Below are 24,275 nucleotides of genomic sequence, written 5' to 3' on the forward strand. Positions count from 1 at the left end.
TGAATTTCAAAGGTTTTTCGGCAATGGCACACGGTTTGCTTAACAAGTTACAGAAACGCTCGACACCCGCTGACACCCGAACGGAGTCTTCATGAAAACTCAAACCACCCGTCTCTTTGCCCTGCTCGCCCTGACGGCCGTGCTTGGGCTGTCGACGTCCGCCCGCGCAGACTTCACCTTCAACACCAGCGCCACAAGCGGAGTCACGGACGCCAGCGTCGCTGGCGTGACTGTCGGCCTGTCCGGTGTGACCATTGCCAACAACACTGCCACGTCCGGCGTGGCCAGCGGCGCGACGTGGGCTGCCACGACGCTCACCTCTTACGGTGGTGGCTTCGGGATCAGCTCGGACACCGGCAATACGCCGGGTCACGCCATCGACAACTACGGCAAGACCGAAGGCGTGCTGCTCGGCTTCAACGCTTCCGTCACGCTGACCAACATCGGCTTGGGCTACACCTCCAATGCGCTGTGCACGAGCGGCGGCACCTACAACCAAACTACAGGTGCTTGCAGTGCGGGCAGCCTGATTGATAGCGGCAACACCTCCGGCATCAAGGTCGACATGTCGCTGTTCCGCTGGACGGGCACCACCGTCCCCTCGGCCGCACCGGCTCTCGGCGGCGTCTCCGGTGGCACGATGGCCGGCTGGGAACTGGTCGGCAACTACAACGCGGGCTACGACATCTCGAACCCCACCAACGTGGTGAACGGGCAGGGCAAGGCCTCCAGCTGGTGGTTGATCACCGCCTACAACAACGCCTTCACCGGCGCCTCCGACACCGTCAAGGGCACGACGAGCAACCTGAACCAGGGCGACGACTATTTCAAGCTCTACTCGGTTGCGGGCACCAAGTGCACGTCCGGCACCAACACTGCCGGCGTCTGCGGTGGCACCAACATCGGCAAGTTGCCCGAACCTGCCACGTTGGCCCTGACCAGCGTCGCGCTGGTGGGTGTTGCCGGCCTGCGCCGTCGCAAGGCAAAGACCGCCTGAGCAGGTTCAGCTCGGCTTTGAAAGGCACTCTTCGGAGTGCCTTTTTGCTTTTCTGGCCAACCCTCGCTTCACTGTCCCTGCCCGGACAGCCAGGATGCGAACGACCGTGCTAAAAGCTCGTCATTCCCATCATGACAATGAAGCGAGACATGGACCTCAACTTCACCGAAGCGGAGCTGGCCTTCCGCGCCGAGGTGCGCGAATGGGTGCGCGCCAACCTGCCGGCCGACATCGCCCACAAAGTGCGCCATGCGCTGCGCCTGAACAAGGACGACTTGCAGCGCTGGGCCAAGATCCTTGGTGCCAAGGGCTGGCATGGCTGGGCCTGGCCCAAGCAGTTTGGCGGCCCCGGCTGGAACGCCGTGCAGCGCCATCTGTTCGAAGAGGAATGCGCCTTGGCCTGCGCGCCGCGCATCGTGCCGTTCGGGCCCGTGATGGTGGCGCCGGTCATCATGGCCTTCGGCACGCCGGAGCAGCAGCAGCGCTTCCTGCCCGGCATCATGAGCGGCGAGGTGTGGTGGAGCCAGGGCTACAGCGAGCCCGGCTCAGGCTCGGATCTGGCCTCGCTGAAATGCCGCGCTGAACGCCAGGGCGACAAGTTCATCGTCAACGGCCAGAAGACCTGGACGACGCTGGGCCAGTACGGCGACTGGATTTTCTGCCTGGTGCGAACCTCGACCGAGGGCAAGCCGCAGACCGGCATTTCGTTCCTCTTGATTGACATGAAGACGCCCGGCGTCAGCGTCAAGCCCATCATCATGCTCGACGGCGAGCACGAGGTGAACGAGGTCTGGTTCGACAACGTCGAAGTGCCGGCCGAGAACCTGATCGGCGAAGAGAACAAGGGCTGGACCTACGCCAAGCACCTGCTCTCGCACGAGCGCACGAACATCGCCGATGTGAACCGCGCCAAGCGTGAGCTGGAGCGGCTCAAGCGCATCGCCAAGGCCGAGGGCCTGATGGACGACGCCCGCTTCCGCGACCAGATCGCCCTGTGCGAGGTCGACGTCGTCGCGCTGGAAATGATGGTGCTGCGCGTGCTGTCCGGCGAGCGCACCGGCAAGCAGCCGCTGGACGTCGCAGGCCTGCTGAAGATCCGCGGCAGCGAACTACAGCAGCGCTACACCGAACTGATGATGCTGGCCGGCGGCCCGCTCGCCCTGCCCTACATCCACGAGGCCATGGAGGCCGGCTGGCAGGGCGACCAGTGGCTGGGCGGCACCTGGCTGGGTGGGGCTGATCACGCCATCCCGCTGACCGGCAACTACCTGAACGTCCGCAAGACCACGATCTACGGCGGCTCCAACGAAGTGCAACGCAACATCGTCGCGCAGACGGTGCTTGGCTGAGCTGAGGGACAAGACATGGATTTCGATTTCTCTGAAGACCAGGAAGCCCTGCGCGACGCCGTGCGCCGCTTCGTCGACAAGGACTACACCTTCGAGCGCCGCACGCAAGTCGAGCGCGCCGGTGGTTTCGACCGCGCCGCATGGGACGGCCTCGCCGGCCTGGGCCTGACCGCGCTGGCCGTGCCCGAGGCCCATGGCGGCCTCGGCTTCGGTGCCGTCGAGGCGATGGTGGTCATGGAAGAACTCGGCCGCGGCCTCGTCATGGAGCCGGTAGCCCAAGGCGCGCTGATCGCCCCGGCCGTGCTGAGCCACGCGCCTGACGAGCTGCAAGCCGCTTGGTTGCCGCGCATTGCCGGTGGCGAAGCGCTGGTCGTGCTGGCCCACCAGGAGTCCAAGTCGCGCTACCGGTTGAACCGGGTCACCACGCGCGCCGTCGACGGCAAACTGACCGGCGTGAAGAGCCTGGTGCCCGCAGGCGACGTGGCCGACGCCTTCATCGTGCCGGCCCGCGTTGCTGGTTCTGACGACGCGCCACAGGGCATCGCCCTCTACCTCGTCGAGCGCTCGGCGGCAGGCGTGCAGACGCGGCCCTATTCGATCTACGACGGCTCCCGCGCCGCTGAAGTTCATTTCGACAACACGCCCGCCCAGCTCATCGCCGGCCCCGAGCAGGGCCTCGCACTGCTGGAGCTGGCCGCTGACATCGGCATCGCCGCCCAAGCCGCTGAAGCGATCGGCGTCATGGAGAAATACCTGGCGCTGACCGTCGAGTACATGAACACGCGCAAGCAGTTCGGCGTCGTCATCGCCAGCTTCCAGGCGCTGAAGCACCGCATCGCCGACGTGAAGATGCAGCTCGAACTGGCCCGCTCGATGAGCTACTACGCCACGCTGCGCCTGGGCGACGCGCCGGCCGTGCGCCGCCGCGCGCTTTCGCAGGCCAAGGTACAGCTCGGCAATTCGATGCGCTTCGTCGGCCAGCAGTGCACGCAACTCCACGGCGGCATCGGCGTCACGGACGAATACGCCGGCAGCCACTACTTCAAGCGCCTGACCGTCATGGAGATGCAGTGGGGCGACACCATGCATCACCTCGGTGAAGTCAGCGCCCGGATGCAGGACACTGCGGGGGTGTTTGCCTGACCGCGGAGGTCACCCGATGAAGTACACCCTGCTCCTGCTGGCCGCCCTGGCCGGCATCTCCCCCATCTCCAGCCAAGCCCAGACCATGAAACCCGGGCTGTGGGAGTTCAAACAGACGCCCCAGCTCGATCCGGCGCGCCAGGCCCAGATGGCGCAGGCGCAGAAGGCCATGGAGAACATGCCGGCCGAGCAGCGAAAAATGGTCGAGCAGATGATGGCCCAGCGCGGCGTCAGCGTGAACATGGCGGGTGGCGTCATCAGCCTCAAGACCTGCGTCACCAAGGAGCAGGCCGAGCGCAACATGGCGCCGGTGAATCACCAGGGCAGCTGCACCCAGGACGTCAAGCGCAGCGGCAGCGTCATCCAGACGCACTTCGTCTGCACCGACCCGGCCTCCGAAGGCGATGCCATCATCACGCTGCGCGGCAGCGACGGCTTCACGAACGACGTGACCATCCGCCGGGAGCGCCAGGGCAAGACGGAAACGACCAAGGTCAGCGGCGAAGGCCGCTGGCTGGGCGCCGACTGTGGCGATGTGCAGCCGACGAAGTCCCGGACCAAGTGAAGCAGCGGCTCTCTCACATCCTGTTCAGTCAGGGTTTCGGGACGCGGCGCCTGTGCGCCGGGTTGGTGTGGAACGGCGAGGTCATGGTCAATGGCGAGGTGGTCGAAGAACCCGACACCGAGTTCGAGACCGAGGGGCTGCGCTTCACGATCAATGGCCTGGAATGGCCGGTCTTCGACAAGGCGCTGGTGCTGCTGAACAAGCCCGCCGGCTACGAGTGTTCGCAAAAACCCAAGCACCACCCCAGCGTGCTGAGCCTGCTGCCGCCGCCGTTGCGCGAGCGCGGTGTGCAGCCCATCGGCCGGCTGGACGAGGACACCACCGGCCTGCTGCTGCTGACCGATGACGGCACGCTGATCCACAAGCTGACCTCGCCCAAACACCATGTGCCCAAGGTGTATGAGGCGCGCTGCAAGCATGCGCTGACGGCGGCGATGGTGGAGCAGCTGCTGGCGGGCGTCGAACTGAAGGAGCCCGAAAGCAAGGTGCCAAGCAAGTTCCAGCGCCCGCCCGAGATCAGCAAGGCCGAAGGCGCCGAGATCGTCGACGAGACGCTACTGCGCCTGACGCTGGTGGAGGGCAAGTACCACCAGGTCAAGCGCATGGTGGCTGCCGTAGGTAATCGGGTTGAGTCTCTGCACCGGCCGCAGTTCGGTGCCTTGACGATTCCCGCAGACCTCAAGCCCGGTGAATGGCGCTGGATCGCCAGCCCCGCCGAGGTCTGGGGACAATAGGCTCCATGCGAGTTTTCAGAGGTTTTCACCACCCCGGCATCGCCCCCGCCTGCGCACTGACCATCGGCAACTTCGACGGCGTGCACCGTGGCCACCAGGCCATGCTGGCGCTGTTGCAGTCCGAGGCCCGCCACCGCGGGCTGCCGACTTGCGTGCTGAGCTTCGAGCCGCATCCGCGCGACTTCTTCGCCGCCAAGGCCGGCAGGCCCGAGCTGGCGCCCGCCCGCATCGCCGCGCTGCGCGACAAGCTCGGTGAGCTGGAACGCTGCGGCGTGGACCAGGTCGTCATCCTGCGTTTCGACGAAGCGCTGGCCTCCCTGCCGGCGCAGGACTTCATCCGCCAGGTGCTCGTCGAGGGCCTGGGCGCGCGCTACGTGCTCGTCGGCGACGACTTCCGCTTCGGCGCCAAGCGCCAGGGCGACTACGCGACGCTGGACGCCGCCGGCCAGGCACGTGGCTTCGACGTCGCCCGCATGATGAGCTACGAGGTGCACGGCCTGCGTGTCAGCAGCTCGGCCGTGCGCGACGCGCTGGCTGCGGGCGATATGGCCACAGCCACATCACTGCTGGGCCGGCCCTATGCCATCTCGGGTCATGTCACGCACGGCCGCAAGCTGGGCCGCCAGCTGGGCGAAACCGCGCCTGGCGCCGCCGACGGTTTCCGCACGCTGAACCTGCGCTTCCCGCACGACAAACCGGCCGCGCACGGCATCTTCGCCGTCCACGTGCACGGCCTCGCGCCCGAGCCGCTGCCGGGCGTCGCCAGCCTGGGGCGCCGGCCCACCGTCGAAGACGCCGGCCGCGTGCTGCTGGAAGTCCACTGCCTGGATTGGCCCCTCAGCGCGGAGGGGGGCTACGGTAAACTCGCCCGCGTGGAACTGCTGCACAAACTTCGCGACGAAGCCAAGTACGACGGGCTGGACGCGCTCACGGCCGCGATTGCCGCCGACACCGAGGCAGCTCGCGCCTTCCTGGCCACCCACGCGGCCCAGCGTCGCCAGACCACGCGCGACCGAATTTGAAGCGGCTCCCCGCCGCTCTCATTCCGCCCTTCCCGCTTCTCGACCGCCAGGCCCGCAGCCTGGCCGCATGCCATGACCACCCCGGACTACCGTTCCACGCTCAACCTGCCCGACACGCCCTTCCCGATGCGCGGCGACCTGCCCAAGCGCGAGCCGGGCTGGGTCAAGGCCTGGGACGAGCAAGGCCTCTACAAGCGCCTGCGCGACGCCAGCTGTGGCCGCCCGAAGTTCGTGCTGCACGACGGCCCGCCCTACGCCAACGGCCAGATCCACATCGGCCACGCCGCGAACAAGATCCTGAAGGACATGATCGTCAAGGCGCGCCAGCTGGCGGGCTTTGACGCGGCCTACATCCCGGGCTGGGACTGCCACGGCCTGCCCATCGAAAACCAGATCGAGAAGACCTTCGGCCGCGGCCTGCCGCGCGACGAGGTGCAGGCCAAGAGCCGCGCTTACGCCACCGAGCAGATCGACGGCCAGCGCGCGGACTTCAAGCGCCTGGGCGTGCTGGGCGAGTGGGACAACCCGTACAAGACGATGGACTTCGCCAACGAGGCCGGTGAGATCCGCGTCCTGAAGCGGTTGTTCGAGCGCGGCTTCGTCTACCGCGGCCTGAAGCCCGTCTACTGGTGCTTCGACTGCGGCTCGTCGCTGGCCGAGTTCGAGATCGAGTACGCCGACAAGCAGTCGCCCGCCGTCGACGTCGCCTTCCTGTCGGCCGAGCCCGAGAAGCTGGCAGCAGCCTTCGGCGTCGCACCGCTGGCCAAGGAAGCGTTCACCGTCATCTGGACGACGACGCCCTGGACCATCCCCGCCAACCAGGCGCTGAACCTGAACCCCGAGCTGCCCTACGCGCTGGTCGACACGCCCAAGGGCTACTTCGTCGTCGCCGAAGCGCTGGTGGAGAAGTGCCTGGCGCGCTGGCAGCTGGAAGGCAACGTCGTCGCGACCACGCCCGGCCGCTCGCTGGAGCTGCTGAAGTTCAAGCACCCGCTGGCCCACGTGCACCCCGGCTATGACCGCGAAAGCCCGGTCTACCTGGCCGACTACGCAACGGCCGACGACGGCACCGGCGTCGTCCACTCGTCGCCCGCCTATGGCCTGGACGACTTCAACTCCTGCGTGGCCCACGGCCTGGCCTTCGACGACATCCTGAACCCGGTGCAGGGCAACGGCGCCTACGCGGCCGACCTGCCGCTGTTCGGTGGGCAGCACATCTGGAAGGCCAATCCCGTCGTTGCGCAAACGCTGCTGGACGCCGGCCGCCTGATGGCCCAGAGCAAGCTGACCCACAGCTACCCGCACTGCTGGCGCCACAAGTCGCCCGTCATCTACCGCGCTGCGGCGCAGTGGTTCGTGCGCATGGATGACGGCGACGGCCTGTTCACGACGAGCAAGGCCCCGCAGTCGCTGCGCGAGACGGCACTCGCCGCCATCGAAGCCACCAGCTTCTACCCCGAGAACGGCCGCGCCCGCCTGCACGACATGATCGCCGGCCGGCCCGACTGGTGCATCTCGCGCCAGCGCAGCTGGGGCGTGCCGCTGCCCATCTTCCTGCACAAGGACACGGGCGAGGCGCACCCCAACACGCTGGAATTCATCGAGCGTGCCGCCCAACTGGTGGAACAGAACGGCATCGAGGCCTGGTCCAAGCTGGACGCGGCCGAGTGGCTGGGCGCCGAGGCCGAGCACTACACCAAGGGCCAGGACATCCTGGACGTCTGGTTCGACTCCGGCTCCACGTTCGAGCACGTGCTCAAGGGCAGCCACAAGGGTGCCGGCCACGAGACCGGCCCCGAGGCCGACCTGTACCTCGAAGGCCACGACCAGCACCGCGGCTGGTTCCACTCGTCACTGCTGATCGCCTGCGCGCTCTACGGCCGCGCGCCCTACAAGGGCCTGCTGACCCACGGCTTCGTCGTCGACGGCAAGGGCCGCAAGATGAGCAAGTCAGACGGCAACGTCGTCGCGCCGCAGGCCGTGTCGGACAAGTACGGCGCCGAGATCCTGCGCCTGTGGACGGCTGCGACCGATTACTCGGGCGATCTGGGCCTGGACGACAAGATCCTGGCCCGCGTGGTGGACAGCTACCGCCGCGTGCGCAACACGCTGCGCTTCCTGCTCGCCAACGTCAGCGACTTCGACCCGGCGACGGATGCCGTTTCGCCCGAACAGCTGCTGGAAGTCGACCGCTACGCACTGACCCGTGCCGCCGAGCTGCAGGCCGACATCCTCAGCCACTTCGAGCGCTACGAGTTCCACCCGGTCGTCTCGAAACTGCAGGTCTACTGCTCCGAAGACCTCGGCGCCTTCTACCTCGATGTGCTGAAGGACCGTCTCTACACGACGGCGCCCAAGAGCTTGGCTCGCCGCTCGGCGCAGACGGCGCTGTGGCAGATCACGCACGCCATGCTTCGCTGGATGGCGCCCTTCCTCAGCTTCACGGCCGAAGAAGCTTGGGCGGTGTTCGCCAAGGGCGAGAGCATCTTCACCGAGACGTACTGGAACTTCGGTACGACTGACGCCGGCCTGCTGGCCAAGTGGACCCGCATCCACGAGATCCGCGACGAGGTCAACAAGGCCATCGAAGCGGTGCGTGTGACCGGCGCCGTCGGCGCTTCGCTGCAGGCCGAGCTGGTGCTGCAGGTCAACGAGCAGGACGAGGCGCTGCTGCGCAGCCTGGGCCAGGACCTGCGCTTCGTGTTCATCACGTCCGCGGTCAAGTTGGTGTCGGCGGCTCAGCTCGGTGTGGTCGTGACGCCCAGCGCGCACGCCAAGTGCGAGCGCTGCTGGCACTACCGCGCCGACGTCGGCAGCATCGCGGCCCACCCGACGCTGTGCGGGCGTTGCGACAGCAACCTGCACGGCGCGGGCGAGACCCGCACCATCGCCTGACCCACGGGCCGAGCGCCGGGCCGCTCCCAAGCAGGCCCGTCTGGCGATGTGCGAGCGGGGCATTCCCCGCGAGCATCGCCGTCCCCCCCCCCCCGCGGGACCGATCAGCCTTGCCCGCGTTCAGCGCGCAAGGCTGAGCGAGAGGCTCACGGAAACGCCGGAACGTTCGGCTCCATGCCCTCGAAGTGCGCTTCGGGGTGGGTGCGCTCCAGCAACTGCTCGATCTCGGTGACACGTGTGCGTGGCACGTCGACGATGAGCAGGTACTGGCCGTCGGCAATCGCTTTCTCGAAGCGTTTCAGGCGCCGGCTTGGTGTGGAGCTGCCGATCATGCTGGCCGACCAGGTGCCCAGCATGGCGCCCACCATGGCCAGGCCGATGACCACGGCCGCCGGCGACGCCGCGCTGACGGCGAAGGCGGCCGCCACGCCGCCCGCGGCGCCCAGGCCCGAGCCGATCAGCGCGCCGGTCTGCGCGGCCTCCACCAAGTCGGAGGTCTGCAGCACATTGGCGGCGTGCAGGCCGTCCATGGAAGCGCCCTCGTTGGCCGCGAAGTGGATGTGGTGCTCGGTGATGCGGGCCAGCAACAGCTCGTCCATCGTGCGCCGTGCGCTGCCCAGGTCGGGCAGCAACCAGTAGATGCGTTTGCGCATGGTCTCCTCCAGGATCAACGGGAGGACTCCACTTCTACGCCGCTTCTCGTGCGCCTACAAGCCCCGTGCGGCCGGCAAGTTACATTGACGCCCCTCGCATTCCACTGCTGCCCATGGCCTCCCGCTCCTCTGCCTCCGCCGGCCTGACCCAATGGCTGCTGATCGCCGCCGTCATCATCGTGGCCGATCAGCTCACCAAGATCCTCGTCATCGGCAGCTTCCAGCTCGGTGATACCCACCCGGTGACCAGCTTTTTCAACCTGGTGCGCGCGCACAACTATGGCGCTGCCTTCAGCTTCCTGCACGGCGCCTCGGGCTGGCAGCGCTGGTTCTTCCTGGCCCTGGGCCTGGGTGCGGCCGGCTTCATCATCTGGATGCTGCGCCGCCACGGCCACCAGAAGACGTTCGCCTGGGCGCTGACGCTGATCCTCGGCGGCGCTTTGGGCAACGTCATCGACCGCGCCATCCACGGCTACGTCGTCGACTTCATCCAGGTCCACGCCGGCGGCTGGTACTTCCCCGCCTTCAACGTCGCCGACAGTGCGATCACCATCGGAGCCATCCTGTTGATCCTGGATGAACTCCGTCGTGTCCGACGCACCTGAGCAAACGCCGCCCGGCTACACGCCCTACGTTCCCGAACCCGCCGTCGAGCTCGGCCCGCCGCTGCGGCACCTGCCCTTCCTGGCGCCGCTGACATGGCTCGAACTGGGCTGGGCCGACCTGCGGCGCGCACCCGCCATCGGCGGCTTCTTCGGCGCCTGCTTCGCGCTGATGGGCCTGGCCGTGCTGATGGTGTTCCGCCATGCACCCATCTACACGCTGGCCTTGTGTGCCGGCTTCCTGCTGCTCGGGCCGCTGCTGTGCCTCGGGCTCTACCAGGTCAGCCTGCGCCTGGAGCGCGGTGAGCCGCCCAGCATCGAGGACGCGCTCGGCGCCTGGCTGGCCAACGTGCGCCAGATCGCGATCTTCGGCTTCGTGCTGCTCATCCTGGAGATGCTGTGGGGCCGGGCGGCGCTGGTCGTCTTTGCCGTCAGCTTCAGCGGCATGCCGGACTTCGCTGGCTCGCTGCACCAACTGCTGAACCCCGACAACCTCGGCTTCATCGCCGCCTACCTCGCCGTCGGCGCCGTCTTCGCCGGCCTGATCTTCGCGGTCAGCGTCATCGCCATGCCGCTGCTGCTGGACCGCGACACCGACGCGGTCACCGCCGGCCTGGCCAGCCTCAAGCTCTGCCTGACCCAGCCGCTGGTCATGCTGTTCTGGGGCGTCGTCGTGACGACGCTGGTTGTGCTCGCGATGCTGCCGTATTTCGCCGGCCTCCTCGTCGTCGGGCCCTGGCTGGGCCACGCCAGTTGGCATGCCTACCGAGCGGCCCTGGGTCTGCCCGCCACCGGATAGCGCAGTAGTTCACACGGAGCACCTGTGACAAACGGTGACAATCGCGCTCCGCTTCCGACCCCCCATGCTCCTCGACTTCGCCAGCCTGAGCCACTACGACTGGCTCGACGTCCCTCTGTGGGTCTTCGACCCCGAACAGCAGCGCAACCTCTGGGCCAACGCTGCTGCCCTGCGCTTCTGGCATGCAGACAGCGCGGAAGAATTCCTGTCGCGCGATTTCTCCGAGCATGGCGACGCGGTGCGTGAGCGCCTGGCCGTCACGGCGGCCGACCATGCCCAGGGGAAGATCGTCCGCGAGCAGTGGACGCTTTACCCCAAGGGCGAGCCGACGACGGTGATGCTGGTCTCACGCGGCATGCGCACACCGGACCGCCGCCAGGTCATGTTGTTCGCAGCCGAATCACTGGGCGGCGGCGCCGACTTCGGCCTGCTGCGCGGCGTCGAGGCGCTGCAGCACACCTCCGTGCGCATCGCCGTCTTCGGCCTGGCCCAGGGCGAGCTGCTGATGCGCAATCCGGCCGCAGCGCTCACTTTCGGCGACACGCCACCGGCCGCCGACCGCACCGAGTTCACCCGCCTCTTCGCCCACGCCCAAGACGCCGACAACATCCTCGGCCGCGTGCTGCGCGGCGAGGCCTGCCGCCAGGACGTCGAGCTGCAGACCCTGGCCGGCCTGCGCTGGCATGCGCTGGACGCGCGGCCGATGCGCGACCCCGTTACCGGTGCCACGGTGATGCTCTTCAACGCACGCGACATCGCCGACCTCAAGGCCAGCCAGGCCGCCCTCGTCGCCGCGCGCGAGGCCGCCGAGGCCGCCAGCCAGGCCAAGAGTTCCTTCCTGGCCAACATGAGCCACGAGATCCGCACGCCCATGAACGGCGTGCTGGGCCTGACCGAACTCGTGCTGCAGACCGAACTCGACGAGCGCCAGCGCCGCTTCATCGGCATGGCCCACCAGTCCGCCAAGGGGCTGATGACCATCATCAACGACCTGCTGGACGTGGCCAAGATCGAGGCCGGCCGCATCGTCATCGAAGAAACCCCCTTCAGCCTGCACGACTGCCTGGGCGAAGCGCTGCAACCGCTGCTGCTGCAGGCCCACGAAAAGCGTATCCAGCTGCACACCCGCGTGCAGCCCGGCGTGCCGTCCTGGCTGGTGGGCGACGCGCTGCGCCTGCGCCAGGTGCTGATCAACCTCGTGGGCAACGCGCTGAAGTTCACCGAGCACGGCGAGGTGCGCATCGAGATCGCCCTGGCCGAAGTGCAAGAAGACGACCCGCCCTCGTGCCTGCGTCTGCGCGGGTCCGTGACCGACACCGGCATCGGCATGACGCGGGAGCAGATCGGCCAGATCTTCGACCCCTTCATCCAGGCCGACGGCAGCATCACGAGGCGCTACGGCGGCACGGGCCTGGGCCTGACCATCGTGCAGCGCCTGGTGGCCTTGATGGGCGGCGCCGTCAGCGTCGAGAGCGCGCCCGGCCTGGGTTCCTGCTTCAGCTTCGAGATCGCGCTGCGGCGCATCCTCTGAGGCGCCGCAACCGGCTGTCTCAGGGCAGCAGCACGGCGCTGCCGATCAGGCGGCGCGCTTCAAGATCGCGGTGGGCCTCGGCCACGTCGGACAGCGTGTAGCGCTTGTCGATGCGGATCTTGACCTGGCCGCTGTCCACCATGCTGAAGAGGTCGTCGCCCATGGCCTGCGTGGCCTCGTGGGTGGCGATGTGCGTGAACAGCGTCGGCCGAGTCACATAGACCGAGCCCTTGGCCGCCAGCGTACCGATGCTGAACGGCGGCACCGGGCCTGATGCCGCACCGAAGCTGGCCAGCAAGCCGAAGGGCGCCAGGCTGTTCAGCGAGCCCTCCCAGGTGTCGGCGCCCACCGAGTCGTAGACCACCTTCACGCCACGGCCGCCGGTGATGTCGCGCACGCGTGCGGCGAAGTCCTCGCTGCGGTAGTTGATCGCGTGCGACGCGCCGTTCTCCAGCGCGAGCTGGCACTTCTCGTCACTGCCCGCCGTGGCGATCAGCTGCAGCCCCAGGGCCCGTGCCCACTGGCAAGCGATCAGACCCACACCACCCGCAGCAGCATGGAAGAGCACGAAGTCGCCGGCCTGCAGCCCGCCTTGCGGCAAGGTCTTGCGCAGCAGGTACTGCACCGTCAGGCCCTTGAGCATCATGGCCGCGCCGGTCTCGAAGCTGATCGTGTCGGGCAGCTTCAGCACGCACTTGGCCGGCATCACGCGGGCCGTGGCGTAGGCGCCAGGCGGGTTGCTGGCGTAGGCCGCGCGATCACCAACCTTCAGGTGGGAAACGCCCTCGCCCACCGCCTCGACGACGCCCGCGCCCTCCATGCCCAGGCGGGCCGGCAGGGCCAGCGGGTAGGTGCCGTTGCGGTGATAGACGTCGATGTAGTTCAGCCCGCAGGCCTCGTGGCGGATGCGGATCTCGCCGGCGCCGGGCGCGCCCACCTCGACGTCCACCAGCTTGAGTTGCTCGGCCCCACCAGGGGCTTCGATGACCACGGCCTTTTCACTCATGCGGCGTCTCCTGTTGCAAGGTCCGGTATCGTGCCAGCCCTTTGCCGAGCGCGCTGCCGCCTGATGAAACTGACCCCACGCCTTGCCCTGCTGCTGACGCTGCCGCCCCTGCTGTGGGCCGGCAATGCCGTCATCGGCCGCATGGTGCGGGACGACATCCCGCCGATGGCGCTGAACGCGCTGCGCTGGGGGCTCGCCTTCCTGCTGCTGGCGCCGCTGGCGCGCCGGCTGCTGGCCAACCCGCGCGAGGCACTGGCCCGCTGGCGAGGCCTCGCCTGGCTGGGTTTCCTGGGCATGGGTTGCTACAACTCGCTGCAGTACCTGGCACTGCACACCTCGTCGCCGCTGAATGTCACGCTCATCACCGCCAGCATGCCGGTCTGGATGATCGGCGTGGGCGCCGTGTTCTACGGCGTGAAGCCCAAGCGCAGCCAGTTGGCCGGCGCCGCACTGTCGCTGGCCGGCGTGGCGGTCGTCATCGCGCGCGGTGACCCGGCGGCGCTGTTGGCCGTGCACTTCGTGCCGGGCGACCTGCTGATGCTGGTGGCCATCTTCACCTGGGCCGTCTACTCGTGGATGCTGGCGCGGCCGGCGCCGGGGCTGCGGCCGGGCGAGAAGCCGGACTGGAACTGGGCCGAGGCGCTGATGGCGCAGCTGATGTTCGGCGTCGTCTTCTCGGGCGTGGCGGCCGGTGTGGAACAGGCCGTCGCGCCAGCAAGCATCCACTGGAGCCCGATGCTCGTCGCCGTGCTGGTCTATGTCGCCATCGGCCCGTCGCTGATCGCCTACCGCTGCTGGGGCCTGGGCGTGGCCGAGGCCGGCCCGGCGCTTGCTGGCTTCTTCGTCAACCTGACGCCCGTGTTCGCGGCCGTCATCTCCACGGCACTGCTGGGTGTCGCCCCGGCCTGGTACCACGGGTTGGCCTTCGTGCTGATCGCGGCCGGCATCCTCGTGTCGTCACGCTGATGCGGCTGCTGCACGTGGATGACCGCCTGGTCGTCATCGACAAGCCGGCCGGCATGCTCAGCGTGCCCGGGCGCACGGAGCCGGACTGCGCGAGTGCGCGCGTGCGGGCGATCTACCCGGATGCGCTGATCGTCCACCGGCTGGACCAACCCACCTCCGGCCTGCTGCTGTTCGCGCGCGGTGCCGACGCCCAGCGCGAGCTCAGCGCCGAGTTCGCCGAGCGCCGCGTCGGCAAGGTCTACGTCGCGATCGTTGCGGGCCATCTCGACGGCGAAGGCCTTATCGACCTGCCGATCGGCGCGGACTGGCCCAATCGCCCGCGTCAGCAGATCGATCGGGACCGCGGCAAGCCCTCGCTGACCCGCTGGCGTGTGCTGGGCCTGGAAGGCGCTCACACGCGAGTTGCCCTTGAACCCCTGACCGGCCGCACCCACCAGTTGCGCGTGCACCTCGCCGCCGTCGGCCATGCCATCCTGGGCGACACGCTTTACGCTGCACCCGACATCGCCGCCGCCAGCCCTCGCCTGCTGCTGCATGCCAGCGAGTTGCTGATCGGCGGCCAGCATTTCATCAGCCCTGCGGAGTTCTGAATGCATCTCTACATCGTCACCGGCAGCTCGCGCGGCCTCGGCGCCGCCCTCGTTCAACAACTGGCCGTCGCCGGCAATACGGTCATCGGCATCGCCCGCCGCCAGAACGCGGCGCTCAACGCCGAGCAGTGGGCGCTGGACCTGGCCGACCCCTTGCCCGCCGCCGAGCGCCTGCAGACCTGGTTGCGCGCCAACACGGGCTGGCAGAGCGCCACGCTGGTCAACAACGCCGCGCTGCTCAGCGAACCCGGCCCGCTGGCGGCCTCCGACCTGGCCGGCCTGTCCGCGGCGCTGCGCGTGGGGCTGGAGGCGCCGACGCTGCTGAGCCGTGTCTTCCTGGCCGAGACGGCGGGCGTGCCCACGCGGCGCATCCTCAACATCTCTTCCGGGCTGGGCCGCCGCGCGATGGCGGGCAGCGCGTCCTACTGCGCCGTGAAGGCGGGGCTGGACCACCTCAGCCGGGCGCTCGCGCTCGAGGAGCCGGGCGTGGGCGTCGTGTCGCTGGCGCCTGGCGTCATCGATACCGACATGCAGGTTCAGCTGCGCGGTGCGGACCCAGCCCTCTTTCCCGAGCAGACCCGCTTCCAGGGGCTGAAGGACGGCGGCCAATTGCAGACCGCCGAGGACACGGCGGCGGCCATTGTTCGGTTTGTCTTGCGGCCAGACTTCGGAAAAACCGTAGTTTCCGATATCCGAGATGCTTGAAAATACTGAGTCGAGCCCCAGCTTTCGGACTCGCATTCCAACTCATTGGAGACTCGCTTGAACCGCATCCTCGCCGCAACCCTTGCCGTCGCGTTGACCCTGGCTCTCCCCATGCAGGACGCCGAGGCCAAACGCCTCTCCGGCGGCGGCATGAAGCGCAGCGTGCCCACGCAGACTGCGCCGCAGACACCTCCGGCCCAGCAACCCGCGCCCCAGCAGGCCGCTCCGGGCAAACAGGCCGCCGCGACACCCGCGGCGGCTGCCCCCGCGCCCAAGCGTTCCTGGCTCGGCCCCATCGCCGGCTTGGCCGCCGGCCTGGGCCTGGCCGCGCTGGCCAGCCACTTCGGCTTTGGCGGCGAACTGGCCAGCATCATGACGATGGTGCTGCTGGGCCTGGTGGCGGTGTTTGTCATTCGCTTCCTGGTGCGCCGCTTTGCCGCTCCCAAGCCGCAATTGGCAGGTGCCAACGGCGTCAACTTCCGCGAGGCCGAGCCGGCGTGGAATGCACCGGCCGCCACCGCCGGCACGGCTGCTGCTGCAGCCGCCGTACCGGCAGATTTCGACACCGCTGGCTTCGAGCCGCTGGCCAAGCAGGTCTTCATCCGCCTGCAGGCCGCCAACGACGCCGGTGACCAGGCCGATCTGCGCCGCTTCACGACGCCGCAGATGTACGCCAGCATCCAGCACGATCTGCTGGAGCGCGGCGGCCTGGCCCAACGCACCGAGGTGCTGCAGCTCGACGCCCGCGTCGTCGACGTTGCCACGGAGGACGGCCAACAGATCGTCTCCGTGCGCTTCTGGGGCCTGGTGCGCGAGAAGAGCGAGCAGGCGGCCGAGAACTTCGACGAGATCTGGCATCTGGCCAAGTCCGGCGACGGCTGGCTGATCGCCGGCATCCAGCAGACCGCATGACGCAAGTCACAGCGGGTTAGACCCGAGTCCAACCCCGTCGAGAATGGGCGCTTCGAGCGCCCATTCCCTTTTGAGGCCCCACATGATTCGCTTGCGTCTTTCCCTCTGCGCCCTCGGCACGGCCCTGCTGGCTGCGTGCGCGTCCTCGCCCGCACCGACGCCCATCGTCGCGCCCAATGCCAACCTGCTGGCCCAGGGCATCCCGCCGGTGCCACAGAGCCTGGCCGATGCCATCGGCCGCTACAACGACTTCCGCGGCCACGCCTTCTCCGACTGGCACCCCACCCAGCGCGAGATGCTCGTCAGCCACCGCAAGGCCGGCGCGAACACCGCGCAGATCTTCCGCGTGACCACGCCGCTGACCGACGGCGAGCAACTGACCGACGGCGTCGACCCGGTCACGCGCGCCACCTACGAGCCGCGCAACGGCCAGTACATCGTCTTCGAGCGCGCCACGGGCGGCAACGAGGTGGCGCAGATCTACCGTCTGCCGCTGAACCAGGCCGGCGCACAGCCCGTGCTGCTGACCAGCCCCGACGAGCGCCACTCGATCAACAGCTGGCTGCGCAAGAGCGGCCAGCTCATCTACTCGTCCGTGCCCATCGACCGCACCGCCCAGGGCGGCACGCGCACCAAGATCACGACGACGCTGTGGCTGATGGACCCGACCAAGCCGGAAGGCCGCCGCAAGTTGGCGGAACTGGACGGCGGCGGCTGGTTCGCAGGCCGCCCCTCGCCCGACGAGCGCTTGATCTCGCTGACGCGCTATCTATCCGCCAACGAGTCACAGATCTGGATGCTGGATCTCGCCAGCGGCGTGCCCAAGCAGGTCGCGCCCAGCGCCGGCAGCCAGGAGGCCAAGGCCAGCTACTCGCCGACCGGCTGGGCACCCGATGGCCGCACGCTGTGGATCGCCAGCGACCGCGCCGGCGAGTTCCGCGAGCTGATGAAGCTGGACCTCGCCAGCGGCCGCATCGACCGCGTCAGCAGCCACATCGCCTGGGACGTCAGCGGCGTCACGCAGACCGAAGACGGCAGCAAACTGGCGGCGCAGTTCAACGTCGACGGCCGTGACGAGCTGCATTTCTTCGATGCCACGACGGCCAAGGAAGTGCCCGCCCCGGCTGCCCTGCCCAACGGGAACGTCGGTGCGGCGGCTTACCACCACGGCAGCGGCGACCTGGCCTTCTCGATCAGCAACGCCCAAGGCCCCAGCCAGATCTATTCGCTGGGCTCGGACGGCAAGGTCCAGCAATGGACCCGTGCGGCAGCGGCACCCGGCCTCGACACCTCGGCTTTCAGCGAGCAGAAGATCGTGCGCTGGAAGAGCTTCGACGGCACGGCCATCTCGGGCCTGCTGACCGCACCGCCCAAGAAGTTCACCGGCAAGCGCCCCGTGCTGATCTCCATCCACGGCGGCCCGGAGTCACAGGCCAGCTTCGGCTTCCTCGGCCGCAGCGCCTACTACGTGCAGGAACTGGGCATGGCGCTGATCCAGCCCAATGTGCGCGGCTCCAGCGGCTACGGCAAGAGCTTCCTGGCCATGGACAACGGCTTCAAGCGCGAGGACTCGGTCAAGGACATCGGCGCCCTGCTCGACTGGATCGCCACCCAGCCCGACCTCGACGCTTCGCGCGTGCTGGTCACCGGCGGCAGCTACGGCGGCTACATGACGCTGGCCGTGTCGACGAACTACGCGGACCGCATCGCCGGCTCCATCGACGTCGTCGGCATCTCGCACTTCGTGACCTTCCTGAACAACACCGAGAGCTACCGCCGCGACCTGCGTCGCGTCGAGTACGGCGACGAGCGCGACCCGGCGATGAAGGCCCACCTGGACAAGATCTCGCCGCTGACCAATGCGGCCAAGATCAAGAAGCCGTTGTTCGTCATCCAGGGCAAGAACGACCCGCGCGTGCCCTACACCGAGGCCGAGCAGATCGTCGCGACCGTGCGCCAGGGCGGCACGCCCGTCTGGTACCTGCGCGCCGACAACGAGGGCCATGGTTTCCAGAAGAAGGACAACCAGGACTACCAGTTCTACGCCACCGTGCTGTTCATGCAGCAGACGGTGCTGAAGTAGGCCCGGCTTGAACCTGCTCGGCCCGGTCAGCCCGCTGCCGGCGGTCGCGGCGCTGCTGCTGGCGTTCGCCACGGCGGCGCTGCTGAATTGGCGCTCCAGCGCGCCGCCCGTCGCCGGCCGCTTCGCGAGCATCGACGGGCTGCGCGGCTACCTGGCCCTGGGTGTCTTCCTGCACCACGGTTGCATCTGGTATTTCTATTCCCACAGCGGCGAATGGAAGCAACCGCCCTCGCAGCTCTACACCCACCTGGGTCACAGCAGCGTCGCCCTGTTCTTCATGATCACGGGCTTCCTGTTCTTCTCGAAGCTCATCGACGCACGTCAGCGCCCGCTGGACTGGCTCAAGCTCTTCGTGTCGCGCGTGCTGCGCCTCGTGCCGCTGTATCTCTTCGTCATGCTGCTGCTGTTCACGACGGTGGCCGTGCTGTCTGGCGGCGAGTTGCATGACCCTGCCCGCACCGTCGCCAGGCAGGCGCTGCGCTGGCTGGGCTTCACGATGTATGGCAACCCGCCGATCAACCAGGTCGAGCTGACCAAGATCGTCGTCGCGGGCGTGACCTGGTCCCTGCCCTACGAATGGTTCTTCTACGGCGCCCTGCCCCTGCTGGCGTTGACGGTGGGCGTGCTGCCACGCTGGCCCTATCTGCTGCTGGCCCTGGTGTCGACCGCGGCGCTGCTGAACTGGCATGCGCTGCCAGTGCATCTCTGGGCCTTTGCCGGCGGCATGGCGGCCGCCGTGGGCTGCCGCTCAAAGCTGCTGTGCCGCTGGGCTGCAAGCCGCGTGGCCAGCGTGTTGATCCTCGGCTGCCTGGCTACCGCGGTGACGCTGTTTCCCCAGGCCACCGACTACGGCGCACTCGCGCTGCTCGCCGTCGCCTTCGTGCTGATCGCCTGCGGCAACAGCCTCTTCGGCCTGCTGCTGCATCCGGTCTCGCGCCTGCTGGGCGAGGCGGCCTACAGCATCTATCTGCTGCACGGCATCCTGCTGTTCTACCTCTTCCACTTTGTGCTCGGGGTGGACAAACCGGGCGCGGCCTTGCCCGTGGCGGTGCACTGGGGCTGGGTGCTGGCGCTGGCGCCGGTGGTCGTGCTGGCCAGCCACGCGAGCTATCACTTCATCGAGGCCCCGGCGATGCGGGCCACGACGACCGTGACGGCAGCGCTGCGCCGTCGGCTTCAGCGGTCGGCGGACAGGCAGGTGGCGTAGGCCAGCGGCTTTGGCCACGTGGCAGGCTCAGGTGGGCCGCCGCGCCACCGCCGGGCGTTGATCCAGCCGCCATGCCCGACGGCCAGCGCACAACCTGGCTGCCAGGCGGCCGCGCGCGCCAGCAGCGCATTCAGCGACTCACCGCCATCGAAGTCAAAGCCGCAGAAATCAGCCATCCAGCGCTCGAACTCGGCCGGCGGGATGTCGCTCCAAGGCCTACCGTCCCAGCGGCCGAAGTCCATCTCGGCGAGCGCCGAGTCGACCGTCCAGCGAAACCCCCAGCGCTTCAGCCAACGGCCTACTGCCGCAGCACGGGCAAGCGGCGACGTGACAACCTCGCGAGGCAGCCCATGGCGCCGCGCGTGCGTGCGAATGCGGTGTGCCAGGCGCTTGGCCTTGCGCCGGTCCACCGGCAGGTCGGTGCGGGCACCGATGCAGCGGCCCTCGGCACCCCGCGGCCTGGGGTGGCGCCAGATCGTGAACGCCGCCATCAAACCGACGCCGTGAAGACGAGCAGCACGGCGATCTCGGCGAGTTGCTCGGTGGCGCCGAGGCCGTCTCCCGTGTAGCCACCCAGGCGGCGCTGGAGCCACTGGCGCATCAGCAGTGCGGCAATGGCCGCAGCGGCCGCGGCGGCCAGCAGCCGGGGCGCCTGGACGCCCAGCGCCACCAGTGCCAGCGCCAGCAGGCTGCACCAGCCCAACGCCAGCACCAGGTTGCGCGGCGCGACCGCCAGGGCCAGTGGCTTGGCCTTGGCATGCTCAGCATCGCCGCCGTAAGGCAGGCTGACCATGACGCCGACCGCCGCCGCGCGTGCGAAGGCGTGGCTGGCCAGCAGCGCTGCGACGATGCCCAGCACCGGGCGCGTTGCCAGCACGGCCAGCAGCGTGGCGCGCAGCAGCAGTGACAGCGCCAGGGCCAGCGCGCCGTAGCTGCCGATGCGGGAGTCCTTCATGATGGCCAGCGCCTTGTCGCGCGGCACGACGCCGCCGAGCGCATCGAAGGTGTCGGCCAGGCCGTCCTCGTGAAAGCCGCCGGTCAGAGCCACTGTTGCTGCCAGCGCAAGCACGGCGGCCACCCAGGCCGGCCAGAGCTGGGCGGCACCGACCAGCACCGCCGCACCGACGGCGCCGACCAGCGCGCCGACCAGCGGGAAATGGCGAACGCAGTCGTTCAGCCACGTCGGCTCAAAGCGGCTCAGCCGCACCGGCAACCGGGTCAGGAACTGCAGCGCGACGAGGAAGAGCCGCACACGACTACTCGCGGTTGCTGACGCCGGCGCTCTCGAAGCTGGCCATGTCGGCCAGCAGCGCGCACGCGGCAGTCAGCAGCGGCCAGGCCAGCGCGGCGCCGCTGCCCTCGCCCAGGCGCAGGTCCAGGTCCAACAGCGGCCTCGCACCCAGTTGCTGCAGCCAACGTGCATGCGGGCCTTCGGCCGAACGGTGGGCAAAGACGCAGGCTGCCAACACGCCCGGGCGCAGCGCCTCGGCCAACGCAACGGCGGCCGTCGTGATGAAACCGTCAACGACAACGACACGACGCTGGGCCGCGGCGGCGATGACGCTGCCGGCCATCGTGACAATCTCGAAGCCCCCCAACGCAGCGGCGATCTCCAAGGGCGACTGCGCTGTGGTGTTCGTAGCCAGGGCTTCGTCGAGCACCGCGAGCTTGCGAGCAAGGCCGGCATCGTCCAGCCCCGTGCCGCGGCCGACGCAGTCAGCCAGCGGCAGGCCGGTCAGGCGCTGCATCAGCAGGCTGGCCGACGAGGTGTTGCCGATGCCCATCTCGCCCAGCAGCAACGCGTTGCCAGGCAGGCGCTCCACCAAGGCCATGCCGTTGCCCAGCGCGCGCTCGGCCTGCTCGGCCGACATGGCTGGCCCGGCACTCGCATCGGCGGTGCCGGGTGCGATGCGCAGGTCGATGGCGCCTTGTGCCAACGGCGCATCGACGCCGCAGTCGGCAACGCTCAGCGAGAGGCCTTGCTGGCGCGCCAGCACGGACACGGCGGCGCCGCCCGCCAGCATGTTGGCGACCATCTGCGGCGTGACCTCGCGCGGATAGGCCGAGACGCCGCGCCGCGACAGGCCATGGTCGGCCGCGTAGACGACGAGTTGGGGCTGAGAGAGGGCCGGCTTCTCGACACCCTGGATCAAGGCAAGCTGCAAGGCCAGCGCTTCGATGCGGCCCAGTGCGCCCAGGGGCTTGGTCTTGTGGTCGAGCGCGTGTTGCACGCGCGCGCTCAGGCTGGGCTCGGCCAGGGCCGGCAGTTCGGGAAAGTTCATCGGAGTGGGGTCGGCGGTCAGCCGACGAGATTGGCCAGGGTCAGCAGCGCCAGCAGCAGCATCCACAGCACGACGGAGCGCCACACCAGGCCGACGACGCTCTGCAGATGGCCGAGTTGAGGCGGTGCACCGGCCGTTGAGCCGGCAGCGCCGGTGGCATCGGGCTCGGAGCCCGCGTCGAAGGTCTTGCTGCGGTCCGGCGTGATGCCAGGCGCGGCCGCGCCACCGAGCTGCAGGCCAACGGCGCCGGCGGCGGACGCCAGGATGATGCCCTCGTTCGAATGCAGCCACAGGCTGGCGTCGCGGCGCCAGCCGTTCACGGCTTCCTCGAAGTTGCCGACGATGGCGAAGCCCGTCGCCGTCAGCCGTGCGGGCAGATGGTCGATCCACGTGAAGGCCTGGCGCGACAGGGCCAGCAGCCGGGTGTTGGTGGGCGCGTCCAGCGTGCGGCTCTTAAAGGCCCAGTAGCGGCCGGCGAACTCGGCCATGCGGTAGACCACCGCACCGGCCGGCCCCAGGCCGATGGTCGAGCACACGATGAACCAGAAGAACACACCGAAGACATGACGGTGGGCAGCAAGCAGCGAATGCTCGATGACGTGGCGGATCAGCTCCGTGCGCGGCAGCTCGCTTGCATCGAGGTGCCGCCATTCGGCCAGCAACTGGCGCGCGGTCGCGTCGTCGCCACGCTCCAGCGCATCGCGGATGTCGGTGAAGTAGTGGCTGAACTGGCGGAAGCCCAGCGTCAGGTAGAGCACGAGCACGTCCAGCCCCAGCGCCAGCAGCAGGCTGAAATGGCGCAGGGCCAGATAGATCAGCGCAACAGCCAGGCCTGGTACCAGAACCGTGATGGCCCAGACGACGACAGCATGGTGCTCGTCGCCCGCGTCGAAGTTGCGGCCCGTCCAGCGCACCCAGGCGATGACGGACTGGTGCACCCGATTGCCATGTCTCAGGGGCTTGAGTTGCTCACACAACAGGGCCAGCAGCACCGCGAAGAAATTCATGGGCCGGGATGATAGTGGCGCTGTGCGTGCGCTCAGGCGTTGGCAAGCAGACGGTAGAGGTTCCGCAACATCGCTGCCGTTGCGCCCCAGATGAAGTACTCGCGTTCAGGCCCCTGCCAAGGCATGGACAGGAAGCGCCGCTCGGCACCTGCGAACTCGAAACGGTGGTGGCGGTGATGGGCCGGATTCATCAGGAAAGCCAGCGGCACCTCGAAGGCCTCGGCGACTTCGAAGTCATCGAGTGTGAGCGTGAAGCCGGGCTCGACGAGGGCGACAACCGGCGTGACCTGGAAGGCCGTCACCGTCGAATAGATCGGCAACTGGCCGATGACCTCGATGTGGCGGCGCGACAGGCCGATCTCTTCTTCCGTTTCGCGCAGCGCCGTCGCGATGGGGCCGTCGTCCTCGGGCTCGACGCGGCCGCCGGGGAAGCTGATCTGGCCGGCGTGGTCACGCAGGTGGTCGGTGCGGCGGGTCAGCAGCAGGTTCAGCCCTGACTCGTGCTGCACGAGCGGGATCAAGACGGCCGCGCCCGAGGGCTCACGGCCGGCGAACAGCCCACCGTCGCCAGCGAACTCGGGCGTCCAGGCCGAGAGCGATTCCAGCCGGCTGCGAATCGCCTCGGCGGTCAGCGCGGCGGCAGGAACGGCAGGCAGATGGTCATCGACGCTCGTGACCGGCACGAGTTGGGGCTGGGTGATGGCGGGTCGAGTCATGCGGCAGAAAAAACAAAAGCCGCCAAGAGCGTACGCCCTGGCGGCTTTGGCGGTGGGAACCGGCTGATTAGGCCAGCTTTTCCTTGATACGCGCCGACTTGCCCGAACGCTGACGCAGGTAGTACAGCTTGGCGCGGCGGACATCGCCACGACGCTTGACTTCAATGGTCGCGATCAGCGGGCTGTAGAGCTGGAAAGTACGCTCGACGCCTTCGCCGCTGGAGATCTTGCGGACGATGAAGCTGCTGTTCAGGCCGCGGTTGCGCTTGGCAATCACGACGCCTTCATAAGCCTGCACGCGCTTGCGGGTGCCTTCAACGACGTTGACGCTGACGATCACGGTGTCGCCAGGGGCGAACGTGGGGATCGTCTTGTTCAGGCGAGCAATTTCTTCTTGCTCAAGGGTTTGGATCAGGTCCATCTGTACTCCTACGGATCTTGGCGGGGCGCTATTTATCAGGATGTTTGCAGCTGGATTCCTTTTGAAGGATTCCAGTCCACTCGACCCGCC

General features: G+C 68.3%; 24 protein-coding genes. 16 read left to right on the forward strand and 8 right to left on the reverse strand.

Going from position 1 to position 24,275, the window contains the following annotated elements:
* Positions 1–91 precede the first annotated feature (91 nt).
* From AC07V5_RS26300 to ileS, 7 genes are all read left to right on the forward strand, one after another.
* Positions 92–997: a PEP-CTERM sorting domain-containing protein gene (locus tag AC07V5_RS26300; protein WP_495118580.1), complete on the forward strand. Its 906-nt coding sequence runs from the start codon at positions 92–94 to the stop codon at positions 995–997.
* 149 nt (positions 998–1,146) lie between these two features.
* The gene (locus AC07V5_RS26305; RefSeq protein WP_495118581.1) at positions 1,147–2,346 is read left to right on the forward strand and encodes an acyl-CoA dehydrogenase family protein; all 1,200 of its coding nucleotides are present in this window, start codon (positions 1,147–1,149) and stop codon (positions 2,344–2,346) included.
* A 15-nt stretch (positions 2,347–2,361) separates the two neighbouring features.
* Positions 2,362–3,489: an acyl-CoA dehydrogenase family protein gene (locus AC07V5_RS26310; RefSeq protein WP_495118582.1), complete on the forward strand. Its 1,128-nt coding sequence runs from the start codon at positions 2,362–2,364 to the stop codon at positions 3,487–3,489.
* 16 nt (positions 3,490–3,505) lie between these two features.
* Positions 3,506–4,054, forward strand: coding sequence for a DUF3617 domain-containing protein (locus AC07V5_RS26315; RefSeq protein WP_495118583.1), 549 nt, complete (start codon positions 3,506–3,508; stop codon positions 4,052–4,054).
* Entirely contained in the window at positions 4,051–4,788 is a 738-nt protein-coding gene (locus AC07V5_RS26320) for an RNA pseudouridine synthase (protein WP_495118584.1), read from the forward strand. The genes AC07V5_RS26315 and AC07V5_RS26320 overlap by 4 nt, the downstream gene beginning before the upstream one ends.
* A gap of 5 nt (positions 4,789–4,793) precedes the next feature.
* Positions 4,794–5,810 carry a bifunctional riboflavin kinase/FAD synthetase gene (locus AC07V5_RS26325; protein ID WP_495118585.1) on the forward strand — a complete coding sequence of 339 codons (1,017 nt, stop codon included), beginning with the start codon at positions 4,794–4,796 and terminating at the stop codon, positions 5,808–5,810.
* A 72-nt stretch (positions 5,811–5,882) separates the two neighbouring features.
* Positions 5,883–8,705: an isoleucine--tRNA ligase gene (gene ileS / locus AC07V5_RS26330; RefSeq protein ID WP_495118586.1), complete on the forward strand. Its 2,823-nt coding sequence runs from the start codon at positions 5,883–5,885 to the stop codon at positions 8,703–8,705.
* A gap of 146 nt (positions 8,706–8,851) precedes the next feature.
* Here ileS and AC07V5_RS26335 read toward each other — a convergent pair whose 3' ends face one another.
* Positions 8,852–9,358: a DUF1269 domain-containing protein gene (locus tag AC07V5_RS26335; RefSeq protein ID WP_495118587.1), complete on the reverse strand. Its 507-nt coding sequence runs from the start codon at positions 9,356–9,358 to the stop codon at positions 8,852–8,854.
* Positions 9,359–9,471: 113 nt separating this feature from the next.
* Here AC07V5_RS26335 and lspA point away from each other — a divergent pair, with 113 nt between their 5' ends.
* The 3 genes from lspA (at position 9,472) to AC07V5_RS26350 (ending at position 12,290) form a co-directional block, all read left to right on the forward strand.
* Complete coding sequence (gene lspA, locus AC07V5_RS26340) at positions 9,472–9,963, forward strand: signal peptidase II (RefSeq protein ID WP_495118588.1); 492 nt, start codon at positions 9,472–9,474, stop codon at positions 9,961–9,963.
* Positions 9,935–10,759: a DUF2189 domain-containing protein gene (locus tag AC07V5_RS26345; RefSeq protein WP_495118589.1), complete on the forward strand. Its 825-nt coding sequence runs from the start codon at positions 9,935–9,937 to the stop codon at positions 10,757–10,759. The genes lspA and AC07V5_RS26345 overlap by 29 nt, the downstream gene beginning before the upstream one ends.
* Positions 10,760–10,823: 64 nt before the next feature.
* Positions 10,824–12,290, forward strand: a complete 1,467-nt coding sequence (locus AC07V5_RS26350) for a sensor histidine kinase (RefSeq protein WP_495118590.1) — start codon at positions 10,824–10,826, stop codon at positions 12,288–12,290.
* A gap of 19 nt (positions 12,291–12,309) precedes the next feature.
* On the opposite strand, the gene AC07V5_RS26355 is transcribed toward AC07V5_RS26350, so the two are convergent.
* Positions 12,310–13,296 (reverse strand): quinone oxidoreductase family protein, encoded by a 987-nt coding sequence (locus AC07V5_RS26355; RefSeq protein WP_495118591.1) that lies wholly within the window; start codon positions 13,294–13,296, stop codon positions 12,310–12,312.
* Positions 13,297–13,359: 63 nt separating this feature from the next.
* Between AC07V5_RS26355 and AC07V5_RS26360 the strand changes: the two genes are divergently transcribed.
* The 6 genes from AC07V5_RS26360 (at position 13,360) to AC07V5_RS26385 (ending at position 19,759) form a co-directional block, all read left to right on the forward strand.
* Positions 13,360–14,262: a DMT family transporter gene (locus AC07V5_RS26360; RefSeq protein WP_495118592.1), complete on the forward strand. Its 903-nt coding sequence runs from the start codon at positions 13,360–13,362 to the stop codon at positions 14,260–14,262.
* On the forward strand, positions 14,262–14,852 hold the full coding sequence (locus tag AC07V5_RS26365) for an RluA family pseudouridine synthase (protein ID WP_495118593.1): 591 nt from the start codon (positions 14,262–14,264) through the stop codon (positions 14,850–14,852). Before AC07V5_RS26360 ends, AC07V5_RS26365 begins: the two co-directional genes overlap by 1 nt.
* The gene (locus AC07V5_RS26370) at positions 14,853–15,557 is read left to right on the forward strand and encodes an SDR family NAD(P)-dependent oxidoreductase (protein ID WP_495118594.1); all 705 of its coding nucleotides are present in this window, start codon (positions 14,853–14,855) and stop codon (positions 15,555–15,557) included.
* A 57-nt stretch (positions 15,558–15,614) separates the two neighbouring features.
* On the forward strand, positions 15,615–16,469 hold the full coding sequence (locus AC07V5_RS26375; RefSeq protein WP_495118595.1) for a Tim44 domain-containing protein: 855 nt from the start codon (positions 15,615–15,617) through the stop codon (positions 16,467–16,469).
* Positions 16,470–16,551: 82 nt separating this feature from the next.
* Positions 16,552–18,552, forward strand: a complete 2,001-nt coding sequence (locus tag AC07V5_RS26380) for a S9 family peptidase (protein WP_495118596.1) — start codon at positions 16,552–16,554, stop codon at positions 18,550–18,552.
* A gap of 7 nt (positions 18,553–18,559) precedes the next feature.
* The gene (locus tag AC07V5_RS26385; protein WP_495118597.1) at positions 18,560–19,759 is read left to right on the forward strand and encodes an acyltransferase family protein; all 1,200 of its coding nucleotides are present in this window, start codon (positions 18,560–18,562) and stop codon (positions 19,757–19,759) included.
* Here the strand turns inward: AC07V5_RS26385 and AC07V5_RS26390 are convergent.
* From AC07V5_RS26390 to rplS, 6 genes are all read right to left on the reverse strand, one after another.
* Positions 19,729–20,250 (reverse strand): histidine phosphatase family protein, encoded by a 522-nt coding sequence (locus tag AC07V5_RS26390; protein ID WP_495118598.1) that lies wholly within the window; start codon positions 20,248–20,250, stop codon positions 19,729–19,731. The genes AC07V5_RS26385 and AC07V5_RS26390 overlap by 31 nt on opposite strands.
* Complete coding sequence (gene cobS, locus AC07V5_RS26395) at positions 20,250–21,011, reverse strand: adenosylcobinamide-GDP ribazoletransferase (RefSeq protein WP_495118599.1); 762 nt, start codon at positions 21,009–21,011, stop codon at positions 20,250–20,252. Before cobS ends, AC07V5_RS26390 begins: the two co-directional genes overlap by 1 nt.
* A 4-nt stretch (positions 21,012–21,015) precedes the next feature.
* Positions 21,016–22,041 carry a nicotinate-nucleotide--dimethylbenzimidazole phosphoribosyltransferase gene (gene cobT, locus AC07V5_RS26400; protein WP_495118600.1) on the reverse strand — a complete coding sequence of 342 codons (1,026 nt, stop codon included), beginning with the start codon at positions 22,039–22,041 and terminating at the stop codon, positions 21,016–21,018.
* A gap of 17 nt (positions 22,042–22,058) precedes the next feature.
* Complete coding sequence (locus AC07V5_RS26405; RefSeq protein WP_495118601.1) at positions 22,059–23,048, reverse strand: CobD/CbiB family protein; 990 nt, start codon at positions 23,046–23,048, stop codon at positions 22,059–22,061.
* A 32-nt stretch (positions 23,049–23,080) separates the two neighbouring features.
* Positions 23,081–23,764 carry a CoA pyrophosphatase gene (locus AC07V5_RS26410; RefSeq protein WP_495118602.1) on the reverse strand — a complete coding sequence of 228 codons (684 nt, stop codon included), beginning with the start codon at positions 23,762–23,764 and terminating at the stop codon, positions 23,081–23,083.
* A gap of 67 nt (positions 23,765–23,831) precedes the next feature.
* Positions 23,832–24,185 carry a 50S ribosomal protein L19 gene (rplS, locus tag AC07V5_RS26415; RefSeq protein WP_495118603.1) on the reverse strand — a complete coding sequence of 118 codons (354 nt, stop codon included), beginning with the start codon at positions 24,183–24,185 and terminating at the stop codon, positions 23,832–23,834.
* Positions 24,186–24,275: the final 90 nt, after the last annotated feature.

It is taken from the genome of Roseateles sp. GW821-FHT02E12 (assembly GCF_059421665.1).

Bases quoted from the DNA above. Each gene is read 5' to 3' on its own strand.
- AC07V5_RS26300 (WP_495118580.1), top strand. From the start codon at position 92: ATGAAAACTCAAACCACCCGTCTCTTTGCCCTGCTCGCCCTGACGGCC.
- AC07V5_RS26305 (WP_495118581.1), top strand. From the start codon at position 1,147: ATGGACCTCAACTTCACCGAAGCGGAGCTGGCCTTCCGCGCCGAGGTG.
- AC07V5_RS26310 (WP_495118582.1), top strand. From the start codon at position 2,362: ATGGATTTCGATTTCTCTGAAGACCAGGAAGCCCTGCGCGACGCCGTG.
- AC07V5_RS26315 (WP_495118583.1), top strand. From the start codon at position 3,506: ATGAAGTACACCCTGCTCCTGCTGGCCGCCCTGGCCGGCATCTCCCCC.
- AC07V5_RS26325 (WP_495118585.1), top strand. From the start codon at position 4,794: ATGCGAGTTTTCAGAGGTTTTCACCACCCCGGCATCGCCCCCGCCTGC.
- ileS (WP_495118586.1), top strand. From the start codon at position 5,883: ATGACCACCCCGGACTACCGTTCCACGCTCAACCTGCCCGACACGCCC.
- AC07V5_RS26335 (WP_495118587.1), bottom strand. From the start codon at position 9,358: ATGCGCAAACGCATCTACTGGTTGCTGCCCGACCTGGGCAGCGCACGG.
- lspA (WP_495118588.1), top strand. From the start codon at position 9,472: ATGGCCTCCCGCTCCTCTGCCTCCGCCGGCCTGACCCAATGGCTGCTG.
- AC07V5_RS26345 (WP_495118589.1), top strand. From the start codon at position 9,935: ATGAACTCCGTCGTGTCCGACGCACCTGAGCAAACGCCGCCCGGCTAC.
- AC07V5_RS26350 (WP_495118590.1), top strand. From the start codon at position 10,824: ATGCTCCTCGACTTCGCCAGCCTGAGCCACTACGACTGGCTCGACGTC.
- AC07V5_RS26355 (WP_495118591.1), bottom strand. From the start codon at position 13,296: ATGAGTGAAAAGGCCGTGGTCATCGAAGCCCCTGGTGGGGCCGAGCAA.
- AC07V5_RS26360 (WP_495118592.1), top strand. From the start codon at position 13,360: ATGAAACTGACCCCACGCCTTGCCCTGCTGCTGACGCTGCCGCCCCTG.
- AC07V5_RS26365 (WP_495118593.1), top strand. From the start codon at position 14,262: ATGCGGCTGCTGCACGTGGATGACCGCCTGGTCGTCATCGACAAGCCG.
- AC07V5_RS26370 (WP_495118594.1), top strand. From the start codon at position 14,853: ATGCATCTCTACATCGTCACCGGCAGCTCGCGCGGCCTCGGCGCCGCC.
- AC07V5_RS26380 (WP_495118596.1), top strand. From the start codon at position 16,552: ATGATTCGCTTGCGTCTTTCCCTCTGCGCCCTCGGCACGGCCCTGCTG.
- AC07V5_RS26390 (WP_495118598.1), bottom strand. From the start codon at position 20,250: ATGGCGGCGTTCACGATCTGGCGCCACCCCAGGCCGCGGGGTGCCGAG.
- cobT (WP_495118600.1), bottom strand. From the start codon at position 22,041: ATGAACTTTCCCGAACTGCCGGCCCTGGCCGAGCCCAGCCTGAGCGCG.
- AC07V5_RS26405 (WP_495118601.1), bottom strand. From the start codon at position 23,048: ATGAATTTCTTCGCGGTGCTGCTGGCCCTGTTGTGTGAGCAACTCAAG.
- AC07V5_RS26410 (WP_495118602.1), bottom strand. From the start codon at position 23,764: ATGACTCGACCCGCCATCACCCAGCCCCAACTCGTGCCGGTCACGAGC.
- rplS (WP_495118603.1), bottom strand. From the start codon at position 24,185: ATGGACCTGATCCAAACCCTTGAGCAAGAAGAAATTGCTCGCCTGAAC.